Below are 17,977 nucleotides of genomic sequence, written 5' to 3'. Positions count from 1 at the left end.
GTGGCTTGCGCACTCTCCAGAGCTGCGTCGGATGGCGGTTCGTTTACCTGAGAGATTACTCGTCAGCCCGGCAGGCATAACGGTTTGCTCCTTCGGTGCCGCTCGGGTTATCCCCAACTCGTTAGCGGTCTCTCCCATCCATCGTCATTCGCATATTCGGTTGGCTTATTCTCCCACAGAATAAAACAGGGACGAGTCGATGTCAAGATTTCTAACAAAAATTTTAAACATGAACAAATTTTTGATGAAATAAAGGTTGACACTTTATGGAGAGGCACGTTTATAATAATCACAAGAACGTAGGAAGATGACAACTCAATATGTTTCACGCGGATGATGGTATTGGGAGAGATTACCGACAGACTGACAGGTAGCGCCGAAGGAGTAAGCCGGATCACACGGTGAATCTCTCAGGCAAAAGGACCTTTACCGGACGCACCTCTGGAGAGAATTCTGATTAAGGAATCACCCACGGGGAAACTCACACACGCTTGACACAACACTAACATGACATGTGGGGTAACTCTCAGGTACAAAGGACAGAGCAGAAGGATTACGCAACGAGCGGGCTTTTTGAGCACGGCTTGTTATCCTTCTGTCTGTCCTTTTTTGGTGTTTCCCCGATAGACCATGCCAATTAAAGAGGTGAAGAGATGAGTTCATTACAACGTACACCGCTTTACCCGCTTTATTCCGATTTTCCTTCTACTCGCTGCATCGATTTCGGCGGCTGGGAATTGCCCGTGCAATTTTCCGGCATCGTGCAAGAACATGAAGCCGTACGCAAGCACGCCGGCCTGTTCGACGTCTCCCACATGGGTGAATTTATGATCAGCGGACAAGACGCCGAAGGTTTCATCCAGAGCATGACCACGAATGACGTCACCCGAATTACGGTCGGTCAGGCCCAGTATACGCTAATGTGTAATGACAACGGCGGTACGGTCGATGACCTGCTAGTCTATAAACTGTCGTCGGATCGATTCATGCTGGTTGTGAACGCATCCAACATCGATAAGGATCTTCAGTGGCTTCATGAACACGTCACAGGTGATGTCGCCATCCGGAACGTATCCGCGGAGACGGCACTGATTGCACTCCAAGGACCTGCCGCCGAGAACATCTTGTCGAAGGCAACCTCGGAGACGCTCGGCGATCTCCCCTCTTTCCATTTTATTCAGAACGCGCAAGTATGCGGCCATGCCGCCTTGCTCTCACGGACCGGTTATACCGGTGAAGACGGCTTTGAAATTTATTGCTCCGCCGGCGATGCGCCGGATATCTGGAGAGGCCTGTTAACCGCGGGGGAAGACCATGGACTCATTCCGGCCGGACTTGGTGCGCGCGATACGCTCCGCTTCGAGGCGAAACTGCCATTGTACGGACAGGAGCTTTCGAGCACGATCTCACCCCTTGAAGCCAGCCTCGGTTATTTCGTGAAGCTGGACAGCGGCGATTTCATCGGACGGGAAGCGCTTCAACAGCAGAAACAAGACGGTGTGCCGCGTAAGCTGGTTGGCATTGAGCTTATTGATCGCGGTATCCCGCGGTCCCATTACCCTGTATTCAACGGTAATGGTGAACCGATCGGTGAAGTGACCAGCGGTACTCAATCTCCCTCGCTTAAGCGAAATCTCGGATTGGCCTTGATCGAAACCCCTTATGCAAGCTTGGATTCCGAGGTATGGGTCGAGATTCGCGGTAAGAAATTAAAAGCCAAAGTGGTTAAGACACCATTCTATAAAAGAGGAGCTGCCTTATCATGAAGCATCGTTACTTGCCTATGACAGATCAAGATCAGGCCGACATGCTTGCCGCCGTCGGAGCGGAGACCATCGAAGACCTGTTTGCCGATATCCCTAAATCCGTCCGATACAACGGCGTCCTCCCGATGTCGAAACGGCTGGGCGAGCCAGAGCTGCTGAAGCATATGCGCCGCTTGGCGGATCGCAATGCCGATTTCGACCGGTATACCAGCTTTCTCGGAGCCGGATTGTATGACCACCACATTCCCGTCGTCCTCAATCATGTGATTTCCCGCTCCGAATTTTACACGGCGTACACGCCCTACCAACCGGAGATCAGCCAAGGCGAGCTGCAAGCGATCTTTGAATTTCAATCTTATATCTGTGAATTGACCGGCATGAAAGTAGCCAATGCCAGCATGTATGACGGTTCAACGGCACTGGCTGAGGCAGCGGCGCTTGCCAGCGGGGCGACCAAACGAAAGAAAATCGTTATTTCCCGAGCCGTTCACCCGGAAGCCCGGGAGATCGTTCTGACTTCGGCTCACGGTCTCGATCTGGAAGTCGTTGAAGTCGGCATCGTTAACGGCGTTACCGACCCGGATGCGCTCGCCGCTGCCGTTACGGATGACACGGCAGCCGTGCTTCTGCAATCGCCGAACTTCTTCGGCTGCATTGAGGACGTGAGATCGATCGAACCCTTGGTTCATGATCAAAAAGCATTGCTCGTGCTGAGCGTAAACCCGCTGTCGCTCGGGCTGCTCGAATCCCCTGGCGTGCTTGGGGCCGACATCGTTGTCGGCGATGCCCAGCCGCTCGGCATTCCCGCCTCTCTCGGCGGGCCGACCTGCGGATTCTTTGCGGTATCCGAACCGCTGATGCGCCGCATTCCCGGCCGGATCGTGGGCCAAACCGTCGATAAGGACGGTAAGCGCGGCTTTGTGCTGACGCTGCAGGCACGGGAACAACATATTCGCAGGGAAAAAGCAACGTCGAACATCTGCTCGAACCAAGCGCTGCTCGCGCTGTGTGCCTCCGTTTATATGTCTACGCTGGGTAAAGCCGGCATGCAGGAGGCAGCGCTTCTGAATGTGCGCAAATCCCATTACGCTGCCGACCTTGTCGCCAAGGGCTCCCTATCCCTCCCATTCAGCTCTCCGTTCTTCAATGAATTCGTAGTGAAGCTGCCTGAGGGAACGAACGTGAAGGAGGTCAACTCGAAGCTGCTGGAGGCCGGTTATATCGGCGGTTACGATCTTGGCTCTTCGTACCCTGAGCTTCATGGATGCATGCTGATCGCCGTGACCGAACGGCGGACGAAGGACGAAATCGACCAGTTTATTGGTGAATTGGAGGCGATTGTATGAAACCGGAAAAAGCCTTGATATTTGAACTCAGCAAGCCCGGCCGCGTCGCCTATTCCCTGCCCGAATGCGACGTACCGGAAACCGACGCCGCTTCATTCATACCGGAGAGCCTGCTGCGCAGCAAACCGGCCGAACTGCCGGAGGTTTATGAGGTGGATGTCATCCGTCATTATACCGAGCTGTCGCGACGGAATTTCGGCATCGATAACGGTTTCTATCCGCTCGGCTCATGCACGATGAAATACAACCCGAAGATCAACGAGGACGTTGCCCGTTTTGCCGGTTTTGCCAAGATTCATCCGTACCAGCCTGAGGAAAGCATTCAAGGCGCATTAGAGCTGCTGTATACCCTGCAGAACGACCTAGCCGCATTGACCGGCATGGATCAAGTAACGCTGCAGCCTGCTGCGGGTGCCCATGGCGAATGGACGGGGCTGATGCTGATTCGCGCCTACCATGAGAGCCGCGGCGAGAAACGCACCAAGGTCATCGTACCCGACTCCTCTCACGGCACGAACCCGGCCAGCGCAACGGTAGCCGGTTACGACACGATCACGATTAAATCCAATGAACGGGGCATGGTGGATCTGGATGCCCTCCGCGCCGTCGTTGGTGAGGATACGGCGGCCCTTATGCTGACGAACCCGAGTACGCTTGGCCTGTTCGAGGAGCAGATCGTGGAAATTGCGGAAATCGTGCACGACGCCGGCGGTCTGCTGTATTATGACGGAGCCAATTCCAACGCCATCATGGGAATTACCCGGCCAGGCGACATGGGCTTTGACGTGGTCCATCTCAACCTGCACAAAACGATGAGCACACCCCATGGCGGAGGCGGCCCCGGCGCAGGCCCTGTCGGCGTGAAAAGCCTGCTGATCCCGTTCCTGCCGAAACCGATCGTGTCCAAGCGCCAAGACGGCACCTTCTACTGGGATTACGACCGTCCCCAGTCGATCGGCCGCGTGAAGGCGTTCTATGGCAACTTCGGCATTCTGGTTCGTGCCTATGCGTATATTCGCACCTATGGACCGGAAGGACTTCGCCGCGTCTCCGAGCTCGCCGTGCTGAATGCGAACTACATGATGCATCGTCTGGCTCCTTATTACGAAGTAGCCTACCCGGGCCTATGCAAGCACGAATTCGTGCTGTCCGGCAGAAAGCTGAAGGAGTACGGCGTGCGAACCCTGGACGTTGCCAAGCGGCTGCTCGATTTCGGCTATCATCCGCCAACCATCTATTTCCCGCTCAACGTGGAGGAATGCATCATGATCGAGCCGACCGAAACGGAGAGCAAAGAAACGCTGGACGGTTTCATCGACACGATGATCCAAATCGCAAAAGAAGCAGAGTCTACGCCTGACGTTGTCATTAACGCCCCTTACACCACGGTTGTGAAGCGACTCGACGAAACGACGGCCGCGCGCAAACCGGTATTAAACTGCACCTGCGGATAGCGCAGGAGTTGATCCGTTATAATAGCTTAACAGCTATCGACATGCCTTCTGAGAAGCCAGACCGCATACAGCGGCTGTTTTCTTGCAAGCTAAAGATTAGATGTGGAACGTCTCTGAATTTCATGCTCTCTAATCTCATAAGAAAGGGTGTCCCTCACCGCACAAGCGGCTGTAGGGACACCCTTTTTAAATTGCATAATATAATTTCATGCATCCGTGGGATCTCAGATACAGCAGCAGCCCCCACTTGCCCTCATATGATGCTCTGGCACCCTAGGGACTTGGGCCGGCCCTTTGCATCTATCTCAATAAACCTACGGTCATTCCTGGTACTACCCATGCCAACGATTCAGCATCGCTCAATGGCTCACAATTTGGACCATATCAGTTCTCCGCTCACGGCATCTATATATTCCAAAAGATACTCTGAAACGCTTACTCCTGTTTTGGCTCGTCTCTTGTGCACGGGATCATAGATTAACCGGTAGTGTGCCGTGCCGTCATCACCATCCATATGCCACCTGAGCGACACATCCAGCTGTTCCGCATATCGTGCGAGCGCCGATGAGACAGAAACCGCAGCCTGAAACTGGCAAGCCTCCAGTTCACGGATTTTCTCGTGAGACACACTGCGGTACAGAAGCACTTCTCCCGTAATCGTGCTTACGCAAATATTTACACGCTCCAGACGTACCCGGTATTGATCGATATATAGCGGCAAGTGGAAGAATTCCCGATCCCGCGGCTCAGCTTCGCCCTCATCTCCCTCTTGCTCACTGTCCGTTATCCCGGCTTCCCAATCCCATTTCACTTCCAACCGCAAATACTTGGCGTATGACGGAAAAAATCTCTGCAAGAACAGCTCTGCTCGTTCCCAGCATTGCTCGCGAGAAAGCACCGTCTCTCCATCGGAGCTTTCAGGTTTATAATGGTACGCCTCTAAGCTGCCTGTGGCCTTATTGATATGTATCATGTAAGCTGCTTGAAGATTGCGAAGCGTATTTCCCCACCGCCGTTCAAAATATCGGTCCACCGATAACGGATCGGTCGCCGATTGATCCGCTTCATCCTCGTTCGTATCGCTTTTATCAAAGTACAATAAAATCAGGTTTTGATCGTCTCCCCTGGGCTTATCCAGAACATACCGCTCCGTATCAATGCCCAGCTGGGCCTCCCAGAATGGAATTAAATCTGAATCTTCATCTGGGCTTGAATGTTCGGTTCCGGTCCTTGATGGGAGAACAGGCTTAACAGTATAGGCGTTATCTAAATTACCGGGATCCGCAGGCGTGATTGATACAGTCGGCGGCAGCAAATCATGCTGCAGGTTATGTAAGGGTTCCCCCGTAACCGCATCGATCTTACGACGGCCCTGAATCGGTTCATACACCAGCCGATGCTGATCCTCTTCCCCCTCCATGTCATATATAGAGGGATACAGTGTGGTTATGATGGGCTGCATCTCCATATCCTGAAGGATCCTTTGCTTCGCAGCCTCCGCGCTAACAAGCCTGTCCGGCCAAACCGGCAGCTCCATTCCCGGGAATTCTTCCGCCTTGTAAAGCACGATATTAAGATTGGCGTCAAGCCTGATCACACAACCGGAGCGCGGCAGCGGCACTCCGCCGACCTCGGCCCTAAACTCAATCTCAACATAGTATCGTTTGATCTCTGATCGAATCCAGGTAAGCGCTGCATAATTCGGATGACGCAGGATCATGAAGGTTTTAGCTATGTCGGTTGCCTGCTCCATGGCGCGTCCTGCCTCTATCGCGCTTCCCCATATCGTATCATCACGCTCTTGATCGATCTGAAGCCTTATCAGCTGACCGGTCTTCAGGCTTAATGAAACTTCAATTCGGCTGTTCTCGGATTGAGGGTCCTCCCAGATAAACGTTCTCTCTTTTTCATCGAACCCCTTAGGAGTGTTATCCTCCATAACTAGTTCATAATGCTCAGGAATGAGGGTGATCGTTCCTGCAGCTGACCGGAGCGCCTGGATATCCATGGTCATATCCCGCTTCGCCTCCTTCTCCTTCTCTATTAGAAAGCTCTATTTTATGATATAAAGTATATAATTATATACGGCTTACTTCTACCAAGCTGACAATTTACGAAAGATGCGGTGATCGAATGAGTAACCCGACACATGGCCTGGATGTTAACCAGTATCTTGATCGTATAGGATATACGGGCCCGATTGTGAACAGCGCTTATATGCTCGCCAGACTGCAGGAGCAGCATGTGCATACCGTCCCCTATGAAAATCTCGATATCCTTGACCGAATTCCGCTGTCCCTGGATATTCCCCATCTCTACGATAAAATCGTCACCCGCCATCGCGGCGGCTACTGCTTCGAGCTCAATGCGTTGTTTGGCTGGCTGCTGCAGGAACTGGGCTTTAAGGTCACTCATTACTTCGGTCGCTTCTGGCGGGATGAGACCGATACGCCTGCTAAGCGGCGGCACCATATCCTGCAGGTGGATATCGAAGACCAGCGATATATTGCCGACGTCGGAGTGGGAGGCGCCGGACCTCGCCACCCTTTGGAGCTGGTAGATGGCCTGGAACAAACCCAGGGGAACGAAACCTACCGGCTGGTTCAGACCGAGGCTTATGGCTGGATGCTCGAGGAGTGGAAAAAAGATGCCTGGGATCCGGTCTTCTCTTTTACGGAAGAACCTAATCTACCGAAAGATTTCATCACCACCTCCTTCTGGTGCGAGCATGCCCCCGATTCACCGTTTAATAAAACGGCCCGGGTATCCATACGTACCGCTGAAGGCAGAAACACCGTGGATGACGACGAGTTCAGAATCTACAAGTCCGGCGGCGTCCACACCTTTAAACCGGGAAATCCACAGGAATATGCCGAAGCGCTTCATACTTATTTCGGTATCCCTATCGATAAATAACAATAAACCGGGCTTCCCCCTAGCAGGGAGCCCGGTTTTTACGATTAATATTCAATTTTTCGCTCCGCAGAGCTCCACGCTTGGAATGGCAGCAAATAATCCGCTGTCCGAACCTGCTTCATGGGGATGGAACGCTGATCCATCGGCATGGCGATTTCATCGTATATGAAATGATCATCAAACCCGATCTCGGCCGCATCCTGCTTCGTGCTTGCATAATAAACGGCATCGGGCCTTGACCAGTAGATAGCCCCCAGGCACATCGGACAGGGTTCGCAGCTGGTATAGATCGTGCAACCTTTCAATTGAAAATCCTCTAAATGCAGGCAGGCTTCCCGTATGGCTTGCACCTCGGCATGAGCGGTAGGGTCGTTCAACGCAGTAACCAAATTACGGCCCCTGCCGATCACTTGGCCATCCTTAACCACAATCGCCCCAAACGGACCTCCTTCCACATGTTGAACGTTTCGATGGGCTTCTGCAATCGCCTGATGCATCCAGTACTCATGATTATGATCATTCATTATGTACAGCTCCCTTCCCATGTTCATCCCGTTCCCGGTGTGCGTAATCAAACATCCTGATCGACCGGGCGGCTAACTCTCATCATAGCATATCTTCTTTCGATCTCCTTCATTTTCCAACCTTTTCGCTAAAATGGATTGACGAACCGTATACAAACGTATACAATCACGAGTATTGGTATACAAACGTATACATTTGAGGTTGAAGGAGGTTGGTTACATGCGGCAAGAGGAACCACCTATGCCGGGCCAGAGCCGGTCGGAGCATCGCGACCGGGACAGCCACCGGCAAGGCGGACGCCACGGAAGACGGCGCGAGGAAGGGCATGGCGGCAGGGAAGGCGGGAAGATGGCGCAAACGTTCCGCCGGGGACGTGCGCTCTCTTTTCTGGACAACCTGGTTGTGAAACGGGAGACCCTGAAGAAACAGGTCAATGATCCGGACCTGCAAGCTATTCGGGACGTGGTCAGCGGAGAGCTGAAAGCGGTGGACCAGATCATTCAGGAGTACATTCAGGCTTTTGAATTGTATGATACGAGGCAGTCTCAGGACGGCCAGCAATAATGGCCCAGGCCATTGATAAACCAATAACCATGACAGAGGTAGGACTTGGAGCGTGATGATTTTTGATTAGAAAGTTTTTTTCATACTATCGGCCCTATAAGGGACTTTTTGTACTGGATTTTACGTGCGCCGTCATTGCGGGACTGCTGGAGCTTGCTTTCCCGCTTGCCGTCAGCAAATTCATCGACGAGCTGCTGCCCAGCCAGGATTGGCCGCTTATCCTGATTGCCTGTATCGTCCTTCTGTCCATCTATGCGCTGAATACCGCGCTGCAGTATATCGTGACGTACTGGGGTCATATGCTCGGCATCAACATCGAGACGGACATGCGGGAGAAAATGTTCTCCCACATTCAGAAGTTGTCCTTCCGCTTCTTTGATAACAACAAAACTGGCCACCTGATGGGCCGTATCACGAACGATCTTAACGACGTCGGCGAAGTGGCCCACCATGGCCCGGAAGACGTGTTCATCGCCGTCATGACGCTGCTCGGTTCCTTCTCCTTGATGGCCTACATCAACCTGGAGCTTGCGCTGCTGACCTTTATTATCGTGCCGCTGATGGCATGGCTGATCATTAAGTTCGGCGGCAGAATGACCACGACCTATCGTCAATTGTTCCGAAACGTGGGCAATTTCAATGCCCGCATCGAAGACAATGTCGGCGGCATCCGCGTGGTTCAATCGTTTGCGAACGAAGAGCATGAGAATAAGCTGTTTCAGGAAGAGAACAAGCAGTTCCGCGCCACCAAGCTGCTGGCTTATAAAACGATGGCAAAAAGCACGTCCGTCAGCTATATGCTGATGCGTTTGATCACGGTATTCGTGATGATCTGCGGCGCATGGTTCTTCATTCAAGGCAAAATCGAGATGGGCGAATTCATGGCATTCCTGCTGCTCTCCAACATCTTCTTCCGTCCGATCGAGAAGATCAACGCGGTTATTGAGAGTTATCCCAAAGGCATTGCCGGCTTTAAACGCTACCTGGAAATCATGGATACCGAGCCGGAAATCGCCGATGTGCCTGATGCCGTATCCCTTTCATCGGTACGGGGAGATATCCGCTTCGAAGGCGTCACCTTCGGGTACGAGCCTTCCCGAACGATACTGAATAACATTCACCTGACGATCCGTGCCGGAGAAACGGTTGCATTCGTTGGGCCGTCCGGTGCCGGAAAGACCACGATCTGCAGCCTACTCCCCCGTTTCTATGACGTGGATCAGGGCTCGATCACGGTGGACGGGATCGACATCCGGAATATCAAATTGCAAAACCTGCGCAAGCATATCGGTATCGTGCAGCAGGACGTGTTCCTGTTCTCCGGCACGATCCGTGACAATATCGCCTACGGCGACTTGAATGCAACCGACCATCAAATCTGGGAAGCCGCACGGCGCGCTTCGTTGGATGAACTGATCCGAAGCCTGCCGGACGGCATGGAGACGGTCATCGGGGAACGCGGGGTTAAGCTGTCCGGCGGCCAGAAGCAGCGTCTGTCCATTGCGAGAATGTTCCTGAAGAATCCGCCGATCTTGATTCTGGATGAAGCTACCTCGGCACTGGACACGGAGACGGAAGCGCAAATCCAAAAGTCCCTGGCTGAGCTGTCCGTCGGCAGAACAACGCTAGTGATCGCTCACCGACTGACCACCATTCAGAGCGCGGACCGAATTATCGTCGTCAATTCGGAAGGCATTGCCGAGCAAGGCACGCATCAGGAATTGATTCACTCCGGCGGTGCGTACAGCAGACTTCACCAAGTTCACTAATGAAGCCGATGAATGGTTTGGTTGTGGATGAAGATTCGCCTGCAAGAAATGAACATCCCGCATTAATACTGAAAAGGATGGCTCCCAGCGAAAGGGAGTCATCCTTTTTTTGCCGCGCACCTATAAGAAGCATCCTGCTGATTTTGAGCAATCAGAATATTGTTGAGAGGATCCTTGCAAATTGTCCATGGATAAGAAAGTTGTCGCAGGGAAACATTAATGGCGTACTACAAAGACCATCGTTACAGGAGGGCTATATGTTTTATATCTACAGTGTCGGTTTGCTCTTCGGCGGACTGTCGATCATCAATCTGGTCTTCTCGTACCAAACCAAGCATATCCAGCATCTGTTCTGGCCTACCCTGCAGTTTCAGTTGTGGATGCTTCCGCTCTTTGTCATTGCCAATATGTGCATCGGGTACGGGATCCGCTTTGGTTACAAAGCCACCGATCAGCTGGGGTACACGTTGATCTTCTCCAAATGTCTGGAGATCCTGATATCGTTGGGCGTGGCTTACTTGTTCCTGAAGGAGGTTCCCACCTGGAAAAACTGGGCGGGGATCGGCATTATTGCGCTCGGGATCTTTCTGGTGAAGCAGAAATGAGCGCCCCTGGCGCACGGATGCCTGTTTTGCCTTAATTCATTCTTCGCCGACATCCTTTTCGGACGATCAGTACCTTTGTTATCGCAGTCTCTTCCCCATCCAGCCTTGTTCGAAGGCATAACGGGTCAGCTGTACCCGATTTTCCAAATGCAGCTTTTGCAAAATGTTCTTCAAATGGTTCTTGACCGTATTTTCGGAAATGCAAAGGTCGCTCGAAATATCGCGGTTGGACAATCCCTCGGCGACGAGTCCCAGAATTTCCTTTTCCCGCGCCGTTAAGGGGCTTTTGCTCGGGTCCGGCTTGTCGTATTGCGAAAATTCCTTTAGTATGCGGAACGCGAGTTCCCTGCTCACCGGTGCTTCGTCCACCGCAATGGCTTTCAGGTACTCGTGCCATGATTCGGGATTCAAGTTCTTTAACAAATACCCCTGGGCTCCACGCTTCAGGGCATCAAACAAATGGGCGATGTCGTCGGATACCGTGACCATAACGATCTTAACGTAAGGGAACTTGTCCTTCACCCGCTTGGTCGCTTCCAAACCGCCCATGCCGGGCATCTGAATATCCATCAAGATGATATCGGGCATCCATATTTCGGTCAGTTCCAGGGCATCCTCACCGCTTTGCCCTTCCGCCACGACTTCAAAGGTCGGATCGCTGCTCAAAATGGTGCGAATTCCTTCTCTTGCCAGATCGCTCTCATCGATGATTAACACGCGAAAAGGTTGACTGTTCATGCTGTGCTCTCCTTCCTGATGTTGATAATCGTCTGGTCGTGCCGCCTTTCCATCTTGAACTTCCAGCCCATGGCCTCCGCCCGATCCTTCATGATTTTGATACCATACCGGTTGCTGCCGAGCGGCTTGTCCAGATCAAAGCCTTTTCCATCGTCGGTGACAGTGCAATGCCAGCCCGAATCCGTTGTATTCGCGGTAATCTTGACGTGTTTTGCCTCGGCGTGCTTATGGATATTCAATAAAGATTCCCTGATCGAAGCCAGCAGCTCCACCTTTTCTTTGGCTGACAGCATGGCGTCCGGAATTCCCCACTTGATGTCGAAATGCAGGTCCGTCTCCTGCTTGATTTCCTCGATCAGGCTGCTCATGCTGTGCATCCACGGAATGGCTTGCGGATCTGCCGGGTAGCGGAGATTCGCAATAGCCTCTCTTACGTAGGTGTTGGTACGATGAACGCTTTCCTTGATTTCCTGATACGGAATGTCCCCCGTACGGCCTGACTTCTCGATTCGGTCGATCTGGGCGTTCAGCAGGAACAAGGATTGGGCGATTCCGTCATGGAGCTCCCGGCCGATCTTCTCCCGTTCATGCATGGCTGCTTGCAATGCCCTCGATCGGTTCAACTCCTCTTGATTCCGTTCAATCAACGAAAATAACTGGGTAAGGAACAGTATGGAAACCAAAAAAACGATGACGGGTGCCAGCAGATTGCCAAGATCCATCGATATATAAGGCAGCAGGAACTCATGGCGAACATATTCCCATATGCCAATCGTCAAGGTTGGAATGATGAGTATCAACCATTTCATTTGTTTATAAGACATACCCTGCCTCCTATTTCAATATAAAAGTGATGTAATGACCCCGCCTTTCTTCCTACCATGTTACCATTGGTTATCCCTTCATTGTAACCAAAATCGTTCATGAGCGGAATGACTCAATAGAGCTACGAATAATCACCGGATTCTCTCGTGCTGTAATAACCTATTTACAATTCAAGTGCTAATCGCTTATAAAGAGTAAAAGATATCCATTCATTCCATTTCCGATGAAGGGGGCTGCAGTTGGATGACGCAAAAAATTGCAGTGATCATTGTACACGGATTGGGAACACAAAAGAAAAGTTATGCGGATAAATTCATGAAAAACTTGAGGGACACCTTCTCCCGGACCTCCGGCATCCCGCATGAGCAGTTGGCCATGGAGGCCGTGCATTGGGCCGATGTTTTTGCGGCACGCGAGGATGAATTAATCGGCAGCAGCATTAAACCTTACCGTTTACGTTATCAGCACCTCCGGCAGTACGTAATCAACAATCTGGCGGATGCCGTGGCTTATCAGCCCGTGGAATCCGAAGATCAGAACTACGAGGCCATTCATCGGACGATCAGCGAGGCGCTGCACCGCCTTGCCCTGTCAGCCGGCCCCCGTGCTCCGTTATGCGTAATCTCCCATAGCTTGGGGTCCGTGATCGCCAGCAATTTTTTCTACGATCTGCAATTTTCCTCCCGCGGGCATCGTCTGGTCGTTAATCCCGAAGCACCGCTGGAGCGAGGAGAACTTCTGACCTTGTTCTATTCGCTCGGAACCACTTTGCCGCTGTGGAGCATGCGTTATCGTGACTTTGACAAGCCGATCGTGGTTCCTTCAGCTCAGCTGAAGCTCTATTATGAACATCTGCTGGGTGAATGGGTCAATTTCTATGATAAGGACGATATCCTTGCTTACCCCCTCAAAAGCATTAACGAAGAGTATGACCGCACGGTACGCCAAGACATATCCGTTAACGTGGGTAACTGGCTGACAAGCTGGAATCCGTTGTCGCACAGCGGATATTTCTACAGTAAACCGATTCTCGAATATATCGCTTCGCAATTGGAAGCGACCTGGCGAAGCATAAATCAGGTTAGATAAGCAATGCCGCAAAGACATAGGATCTTTGCGGCATTGCTCTTATATGATGATCGGATCATAGAATGAACTTAAGCACCAATTCCAACGTTGACGAAGATGGCAGCATGTTTTTCACTTTAGAAAGCTGCTGTTATATCAGATGGTTAGATTCATCACCCATTGCTCTCCGATCGGCCCCATTCTTCTTCTGCCTGTATCTTTGAAACCAACACTTGCATACAGCTGCTGAGCCGGTACATTCTTATGATTCACGACCAGCACCACCTCATTGCAGGAAGGAAATTCTCTCCTAATGAACGCTGGCAGCGCAAGCATCCCTCGTTTGGCGTAACCTTTACGCTGCTGTCGATGATCAATGGATAAAGCAGTCAACAGCATCGCATGAGAATGACTTGTATATTCCTTGACGCGCTCCGTAGCATGCAGGATAAAGAAACCGACAGGATGACCATCAGCTAAAATGACGATGGGAAACTGACCTTCCCCTAGGTTTAAAACTTCTTTCGGATGAGAGGTGAATTGGACTTGGTCCTCCGGTAGCTCGAATTCTTTCAAGACGGGCAGATGTTCTGCCGTGCGGACAACAAGCTGGATTTGTTCTGCGATTGGCATGGGCCCTCACTCCTCTGTCTAAGGTGACGTTGATTTAATCAAGTCTTCTTCGCGTTGAACATTTGTTCCCGCCTAATTATCCTGTTTCTTCGCCGTACCATAGCTGTCGGAAGCTTTCGCTGGAAGCCAGCAGCTGCTCCGCCGTGCCCTCGGCCTCAATCTCACCGCCGTTCAACACGATGATATGGTCAGCATGGTTAAGCGCAGCCTTCCGATGCGATACCACAAGACAAGTCGCACCTCCGCGCTCGCTGAACAGCCTCTCCCATAACTTGCGCTCCGTCTCAACATCCAATGCACTGGATAAATCGTCGAATACGTAGAGTTCCGCATCCCGTACCAACATTCTTGCCGCGGCTGTCCGCTGTGCTTGACCGCCGGACAGCTTGACTCCGCGCGGACCCACCATCGTCTCCAACCCATTTTGCAGATGTTTGATATCTTCTTCCATTACGGCCGCATGAAGCGCGCGTTCCAGACTGCCCGGCTGCTCGGATATACCCAACAGAATGTTGTTGCGAAGTTTGTCGCTGTACAGCCTTGGGATCTGCGCAGTATAAGCACTTTGCGGCGGTATGAAGAAATCAGCCGGCTCCGTTACCCTTTCGCCGTTCCATCGGATTTCGCCCTTTTCGGCTGGCAGCAAGCCCAGCAATGTGCGAACCAGCGTCGTTTTTCCGCTGCCTATCATCCCGGTTACGACCGTAAAGGTACCGCGCGCGAGTCTCAGATTGATATTCGAAATGCCCCGTCCGGTTTCGGGATACTGGTACGACAGCCCTTGCGCTTCCAGCAGCGAGAGCGGAGGTGCCTCGATATATGCCGTTTCCATCCCGTCTTCGATCGGAGCGCCGGCAGCGTGATTGGATGCCCCATGCGGTTGCCCATATCCTGCGGCATGATGACCGGAATTCTCTTCATGGGTTCGCTTGCTCTTAACCTTGCCGATACCAATGTAATGGGCTGCGGTAAGCAGAGAAGCCGGTGCTCCTTGCAGCATGGATTTGATGCGCTGAAAGCTGACGCCCATCTGCTTGTAATACGTCATGAAATTGCCGACGTTCGATATGAGCTGGGTAACAAATGTTAAATAATATACAAAGAGGGACAAATCCCCGACGGTAAAATCGCCGTTTCGCATCTTAAGGCTTGCGAGCACGAGGATCAGGCCGGTACCGAGGTTAACGGAGTTCGTGAATACGGAGGACAAAGTTTCCGTCAGAAGTTTATCCTTCACCATGGATTGGCGCCGTTTCTCGCTCAGACTTACGAAACGCTCCACCACGCGTTTCTCCGCTCCTGCGACCTGGATCGCCTGCACGTTGGCAAACATTTCGCTGATCGCCCCGGTTACCTTGGCGGTCGATTCCCGGCTTGCCGCCCTGTATTTCTGGATGCGCGCGGTTGCGATCTGGGCTGCGGTCACCACCAGAATCAAAGGAACGAACACGAGAATCGTTAGCTGCAGATCGATGGATATGAGAATCCAGCTGGCGACAATGACGAAACCGACAAGCCCTAATGTATCTACTGACCAGCTCGTCGCTTCTTCGGCCTGATCCACGTCATCCCGGAAATTGCTGATGGCTTCTCCGGGCGAGCAAGGGATCGCTCGCGCGCCGGGCTCCTTCATGACATGCGACAGCATATTGCGGCGGAGCAAGGTGCTGATGCGGAAGCGGAAATGCACGTCTGTCATAAAGCCGCCGAAGATCAGCGCAATCCGTGCCAAGGCAGCGCCGATAAGCAGCACCGCAATCGCCCAAACGCCGTAAGGAAAAGAATAAGTGCCTTCCAAATGGTCGAAGAAGGCCTTGGTTAACAGTCCGGGCACAAGCGGGGCCATATGGATAAGGGACCACGCGAACAGGTTGATGAGGTACAACCCCGGGCGGTACATAATCAACCGCCAGAAAAAATGCCTAGTTTTCATGCCAGCACCTCCTCCATTCCAACGGCAAGCATGCGGCTGAACCGCGATTGCGGATCTGAGGCCAGCTCTTCCCTGCGGCCGCTTTCGAGCATTCTTCCGTTCTCCAGTATGAGAATCCAGTCGGCGCGCTGAACCGTAGCCAGACGATGGGCAATTATAATGCAGGTCTTCTCCTGCAGCAGACGCGAAATGGCTGCTTCGATCCGGTATTCCGTTAACGGATCAAGCCGGGAGGAAGCCTCATCAAGAATGACAAGACCCGGATCCGTCAAAAATACGCGTGCAAACGCCAGCAGCTGGGCCTCGCCCGCAGACAGGCTTCCGCCTCCAGAAGCCAGATTGGTATCCAGCCCTTCGGGAAGCGAGCCGTACCAATCCCCTAGTCCAAGCTCTTCTAACACGGATATAATGCGGGTATCGGCTATGCCTTCATCAAACAAGGTCAGATTATCACGGACGGTTCCCTCAAGAATCTCAATATTCTGCGTGACCATGGCGACCTTCCGCCTTAGTTCATGGAGCTTGCAGCCTCGAATATCGGTTCCCGCCAGCTCGATGCTTCCCTCCTGTGGATCATAGAAGCGTAGCAGCAGGCGTGCGATCGTCGTTTTGCCGCTGCCTGTACGGCCGAGCAGCCCAAGAGTCTGGCCCGGCTCAAGGCGCAGCTGTAGATTTTCAAGCGTAGCCTGCCCGCCCTCTTCGTAAGCGAAGTTAAGGTTCCGGAATTCCACCGACAATGGGCCTGACGGAAGCGGCGCGCCAGGGCCGTCTTTGATCCTGGGCTCGGTTGCAAGCAGGTCGCGGACCCGCATCAAGCTGGCATCCGCTTTTTGCAAATCCTCCAATTGGGTACGAATCTTCTCAATAGGCTTGGCCAGCAGCTCCGTATAATAAAACACGAGATAGATGGAGCCGATCGTCAAGCCGCCCTGTCCGTTCTTCCACAGTATGGCGCACACGATAAAAGCCGCTGCATTGCCAAGCGCAAACACCAATATCGTGGTGCTCCACATCAAGAAAAATCCGATGAACGCACGAACGCGAACCGGCAGCATCCGCCTGGCCATCTCATAAAATCGGTTCATGACATATCCGGCCGCCCCGTTGGCACGCGTATCCTCGGTTCCTTCAAGGTGTTCCCCGATGAAACCGTAGAAATCCGCATTCAGCTCGCGCCACCGCTTCCAGATCGGTATCGCAAATCGCCGGATATGTTGAATGACGTAAATGCTGCCGACCACAAACACCGTCATGACAAGGCCGATCCAGAAGTTCTCCCGATACAGCAAAGCCAGGATCCCGATCATGAGGATCAGATTGCCGAACAGATGGATAATGAAACTGGAGAAGAAATTGGCGAGCGCATTCACATCGCCATCCACCCGTTCAATTAGAGATCCGGAGGTTTGGGTTTTGTGAAAGCTCATATCCAGCGACAGGCAGTGCTCCGCCAACTCGGCACGAAGCTTGTTGGTGGTCGTCCAGCCCAGGTTCTCGCTATAATAAGCAGCCGCTATGGAAACGCCTTGTTGAAGCAATGAAAAGAGAATAAAAAATCCTGCCGCATAATAAAGGGAGGTCAGGCTTCCCTCTCCTTGAGCCGTATCGATGAAATACCGGATGATCTGCGGATTGATCAATTGGAGCCCAATGGAAAATAACAGCAGCACCGTCAGGGCTGCCAGAAGCTTCTTATGGGGGAATACGTACCTGACGAGCATCTCCCGATACATCCCAATCCCCGTGGTCCTTCGCTTGCTGTTTAACGTGTGTTCGCTTTGCATTTCGTTTATAATCCCTCCGCTTCGGTTAACCCTATTGATAATAATAAGCTC

General features: G+C 52.3%; 15 protein-coding genes and 3 riboswitches. Of the genes, 8 read left to right on the top strand and 7 right to left on the bottom strand.

What is annotated here, in order from left to right:
• Nucleotides 1–25: 25 nt before the first annotated feature.
• A riboswitch (glycine riboswitch) is annotated at nt 26–148 on the bottom strand.
• Between the two features lie 185 nt (nt 149–333).
• A riboswitch (glycine riboswitch) is annotated at nt 334–436 on the top strand.
• Nucleotides 437–439: 3 nt separating this feature from the next.
• A riboswitch (glycine riboswitch) is annotated at nt 440–545 on the top strand.
• Nucleotides 546–653: 108 nt separating this feature from the next.
• From gcvT to gcvPB, 3 genes are read left to right on the top strand one after another with little or no spacing between them, the layout of a single operon-like run.
• The gene (gene gcvT, locus AC3RCL_RS12795) at nt 654–1,766 is read left to right on the top strand and encodes a glycine cleavage system aminomethyltransferase GcvT (RefSeq protein WP_492535587.1); all 1,113 of its coding nucleotides are present in this window, start codon (nt 654–656) and stop codon (nt 1,764–1,766) included.
• On the top strand, nt 1,763–3,112 hold the full coding sequence (gene gcvPA / locus AC3RCL_RS12790; RefSeq protein WP_492535586.1) for an aminomethyl-transferring glycine dehydrogenase subunit GcvPA: 1,350 nt from the start codon (nt 1,763–1,765) through the stop codon (nt 3,110–3,112). The genes gcvT and gcvPA overlap by 4 nt, the downstream gene beginning before the upstream one ends.
• The gene (gene gcvPB, locus AC3RCL_RS12785) at nt 3,109–4,566 is read left to right on the top strand and encodes an aminomethyl-transferring glycine dehydrogenase subunit GcvPB (protein WP_277746165.1); all 1,458 of its coding nucleotides are present in this window, start codon (nt 3,109–3,111) and stop codon (nt 4,564–4,566) included. Before gcvPA ends, gcvPB begins: the two co-directional genes overlap by 4 nt.
• 367 nt (nt 4,567–4,933) lie before the next feature.
• Here the strand turns inward: gcvPB and AC3RCL_RS12780 are convergent, their stop codons facing one another.
• Nucleotides 4,934–6,580, bottom strand: coding sequence for a YcdB/YcdC domain-containing protein (locus tag AC3RCL_RS12780; RefSeq protein WP_492535583.1), 1,647 nt, complete (start codon nt 6,578–6,580; stop codon nt 4,934–4,936).
• A gap of 119 nt (nt 6,581–6,699) precedes the next feature.
• On the opposite strand from AC3RCL_RS12780, the gene AC3RCL_RS12775 reads away from it, so the two are divergent.
• The gene (locus tag AC3RCL_RS12775) at nt 6,700–7,482 is read left to right on the top strand and encodes an arylamine N-acetyltransferase family protein (RefSeq protein ID WP_096774158.1); all 783 of its coding nucleotides are present in this window, start codon (nt 6,700–6,702) and stop codon (nt 7,480–7,482) included.
• A gap of 44 nt (nt 7,483–7,526) precedes the next feature.
• Here AC3RCL_RS12775 and AC3RCL_RS12770 read toward each other — a convergent pair whose 3' ends face one another.
• Complete coding sequence (locus AC3RCL_RS12770; RefSeq protein WP_096774159.1) at nt 7,527–8,006, bottom strand: nucleoside deaminase; 480 nt, start codon at nt 8,004–8,006, stop codon at nt 7,527–7,529.
• Between the two features lie 220 nt (nt 8,007–8,226).
• Here AC3RCL_RS12770 and AC3RCL_RS12765 point away from each other — a divergent pair, with 220 nt between their 5' ends.
• The 3 genes from AC3RCL_RS12765 to AC3RCL_RS12755 all read left to right on the top strand — a co-directional run bounded on the left by AC3RCL_RS12765 (nt 8,227) and on the right by AC3RCL_RS12755 (nt 10,945).
• Nucleotides 8,227–8,571: a hypothetical protein gene (locus tag AC3RCL_RS12765; protein ID WP_096774160.1), complete on the top strand. Its 345-nt coding sequence runs from the start codon at nt 8,227–8,229 to the stop codon at nt 8,569–8,571.
• Nucleotides 8,572–8,633: 62 nt separating this feature from the next.
• Nucleotides 8,634–10,340 carry an ABC transporter ATP-binding protein gene (locus tag AC3RCL_RS12760; protein WP_015735862.1) on the top strand — a complete coding sequence of 569 codons (1,707 nt, stop codon included), beginning with the start codon at nt 8,634–8,636 and terminating at the stop codon, nt 10,338–10,340.
• 257 nt (nt 10,341–10,597) lie between these two features.
• Nucleotides 10,598–10,945, top strand: a complete 348-nt coding sequence (locus AC3RCL_RS12755) for a hypothetical protein (RefSeq protein ID WP_015735863.1) — start codon at nt 10,598–10,600, stop codon at nt 10,943–10,945.
• 78 nt (nt 10,946–11,023) lie between these two features.
• Here AC3RCL_RS12755 and AC3RCL_RS12750 read toward each other — a convergent pair whose 3' ends face one another.
• Nucleotides 11,024–11,683: a response regulator gene (locus AC3RCL_RS12750; RefSeq protein WP_492535580.1), complete on the bottom strand. Its 660-nt coding sequence runs from the start codon at nt 11,681–11,683 to the stop codon at nt 11,024–11,026.
• Nucleotides 11,680–12,507 carry a sensor histidine kinase gene (locus tag AC3RCL_RS12745; RefSeq protein ID WP_192571542.1) on the bottom strand — a complete coding sequence of 276 codons (828 nt, stop codon included), beginning with the start codon at nt 12,505–12,507 and terminating at the stop codon, nt 11,680–11,682. Before AC3RCL_RS12745 ends, AC3RCL_RS12750 begins: the two co-directional genes overlap by 4 nt.
• Nucleotides 12,508–12,751: 244 nt before the next feature.
• Here AC3RCL_RS12745 and AC3RCL_RS12740 point away from each other — a divergent pair, with 244 nt between their 5' ends.
• The gene (locus AC3RCL_RS12740; RefSeq protein WP_492535578.1) at nt 12,752–13,597 is read left to right on the top strand and encodes a chemotaxis protein; all 846 of its coding nucleotides are present in this window, start codon (nt 12,752–12,754) and stop codon (nt 13,595–13,597) included.
• Nucleotides 13,598–13,732: 135 nt separating this feature from the next.
• Here the strand turns inward: AC3RCL_RS12740 and AC3RCL_RS12735 are convergent, their stop codons facing one another.
• From AC3RCL_RS12735 to AC3RCL_RS12725, 3 genes are all read right to left on the bottom strand, one after another.
• The gene (locus AC3RCL_RS12735; protein ID WP_213578968.1) at nt 13,733–14,209 is read right to left on the bottom strand and encodes a GNAT family N-acetyltransferase; all 477 of its coding nucleotides are present in this window, start codon (nt 14,207–14,209) and stop codon (nt 13,733–13,735) included.
• Between the two features lie 76 nt (nt 14,210–14,285).
• On the bottom strand, nt 14,286–16,142 hold the full coding sequence (locus AC3RCL_RS12730; RefSeq protein ID WP_213578969.1) for an ABC transporter ATP-binding protein: 1,857 nt from the start codon (nt 16,140–16,142) through the stop codon (nt 14,286–14,288).
• On the bottom strand, nt 16,139–17,926 hold the full coding sequence (locus tag AC3RCL_RS12725; RefSeq protein WP_492535575.1) for an ABC transporter ATP-binding protein: 1,788 nt from the start codon (nt 17,924–17,926) through the stop codon (nt 16,139–16,141). Before AC3RCL_RS12725 ends, AC3RCL_RS12730 begins: the two co-directional genes overlap by 4 nt.
• Nucleotides 17,927–17,977: the final 51 nt, after the last annotated feature.

Source organism: Paenibacillus sp. MT86 (assembly GCF_058792535.1).
The sequence above is the reverse complement of the archived record's forward strand: the minus strand, read 5'-3'. Positions and strand labels throughout refer to the sequence as shown.